The following is a 2179-nucleotide window of genomic DNA, read 5'->3' as shown; positions in this document are numbered from 1 at the left end:
TTATTTACACAAAAGAATTGACAGTGTCTTTTAGCCGGAAATACAAGTCAAACTTATTGGCATAATGTATACAGAATCTGGTCTCCTTACGACCACACTCCGGCTCGTAGAAAAGAAACTAAATCTGCCTACTACAATAAGACAAATCATATTAAAATTAGTGGCAACTACATTGTTATTTGGGCTGCACTTTATGATGGCCGTGATGTTTCAGGAGGCCACAGGTACAAGAGTTATAAAGGACAAGTAACGAATTTGTGGAATAATGCTGTAGAGCGTTACAAGAAAGGCGTCCAGGTAAGAATTGATTCAAAAAGAGTGGCGAATGGATGGGCAGATGGTGTTTGGAGCCCTGACACCAAGTAAACTTTAGTCAAAGTGGCCACACTTAATTTCGGTAAAATCTCAAGCTTAAAGATAAAAAGCAGTCAACTTTTTTTGAAGCTGACTGCTTTTTGCTCGTCTATATTCTGTTTTGTTGTCACAAATCTTTTCTGGAAATCTCCTACTGAACAATGAAAAGTCTAATATTATCATCAAGCAACATAAGAATCAAACACGACAAGCAAAAAGAGTGAAACTTTCCAATGAAGTTTCACTCTTTTCATCAATACTGTTTGTTATTTTTCTTCATACCATTCGGTGTGGTAAACGCCCTCGCGGTCATTTCTGTAGTAAGTGTGCGCACCGAAGTAGTCTCTTTGTGCCTGAATCATGTTGGCCGGCAGGCTTGGGTTGAAGATTGATTCCAAGTAGTTCAGAGCCGCGCTGAAGCTTGGAGTCGGCACGCCAGCTTCCGCAGCCAGCTTAACGACTGCTCGCAAGGCTGGCAGGTTCTTTTCCATCACACCCGCAAAGTATGGGTCTTGGAAAAGGTTGTCCAATTGCTTGCCGTCAGCGTAGGCATCTTCAATGTGGTACAGGGTCTTGGCGTGGATGATGCATCCCGCTTCCCAGTTCTGCGCGATCGCCGGGTAGTTCAGTTCCCAGTCGTAAGCCTTAGCGGCCATAGTCAACTGTTGGAAGCCTTGAGCGTAAGCCACGATCTGTGCCAGGTACATTGCCTTGCCCAAGTTGTCGATCAAGTCGCTGGCAACTTCACCGTCGTAAACGACTTCCTTGCCTTCCCGGGTCGTTGCCTTGGACATGAACCGGGCCAAAACTGCTTCCGCTACCACCGTAATTGGAGCGCCCAGCTTGATGGCGTCTTCCAGCATCCAGTTGCCAGTCCCCTTGTAGGAAGCAACGTTCAAGATGTGGTCGATCACATCGTCGTCAGTCAAGTCGTCCTTTTGCCGCAAAACTTGTGAAGCAATTTCAATCAAGTAGGCGTTCAAGTCACCCTTGTCCCATTCAGCAAAAATATCTGCCATTTCCTTGTTGGACTTGTGGGCTACCTTGCGCATGATGTCGTAGACTTCAGAGATTTCCTGCATGATCGCGTATTCCATCCCGTTGTGGACCATCTTAACGTAGTGGCCCGCCCCTTCTGGCCCGATGTAGGACACGCAGGCGCGGCCGTCTTCAGTCTTAGCGGCCATCGCGGTCAAGATTGGCGCTGCTTCTTCATAAGCTTCCTTGTCCCCGCCTGGCATCAAGGCCGGGCCGTTCAAGGCGCCTTCTTCACCGCCGGACACGCCCATGCCGATGAAGTGCAGGCCGTGCTTCTTTAATTCATGGTAGCGGCGGTTGGTGTCGTGGAAGTTGGAGTTCCCGCCGTCAATAATGATGTCGCCCTTGTCCAAAAGCGGGATCAGCTTCTGAATGGTTTGGTCAACCGGGTCACCAGCCATGATCTGCACCAGAATCTTGCGGGGCTTTTCCAAAGAATCAACGAATTCTTCCCAAGTGTAGCAAGGCTTCAGCTTGTCATCCTCGTACTTGGCCAAAGCATCGACTTCCGGCTTGTCGATGGAGAAGCCGGAGACTGAAAAGCCGTGATTTCTAACATTGAGGGCTAAGTTCTTGCCCATGACCGATAAACCGATCACACCAAATTGTTGCATTTATTTACCTCCTAGTATGTCTGCCTCTTTTATTATACTTGCAAGCAAGAAGAAAGCGAAACCAAAAGGTTTCGCTTTCTTCTTTATTTATATCTCTCTTAGTGAGAAGCACCTGAACTAGTGTCTGGTGCAGTTTCTGGAGATGAAGCACTTGAAGTTGCTTGAACTTGCAA

At 47.3% G+C, this 2179-nt stretch carries 1 protein-coding gene; it reads right to left on the bottom strand.

Going from position 1 to position 2179, the window contains the following annotated elements; genetic code table 11:
- Positions 1-620: 620 nt before the first annotated feature.
- Entirely contained in the window at positions 621-2006 is a 1386-nt protein-coding gene (gndA, locus tag HMPREF3168_RS08215) for an NADP-dependent phosphogluconate dehydrogenase (protein WP_002879895.1), read from the bottom strand.
- Between the last annotated feature and the right edge of the window lie 173 nt (positions 2007-2179).

It is taken from the genome of Lactobacillus sp. HMSC08B12, from assembly GCF_001808415.1.
GTDB classification, from domain to species: Bacteria; Bacillota; Bacilli; order Lactobacillales; family Lactobacillaceae; genus Lactobacillus; species Lactobacillus delbrueckii.
Note: the sequence above shows the minus strand (reverse complement) of the source record. Positions and strands in the feature narration are given on the sequence as shown.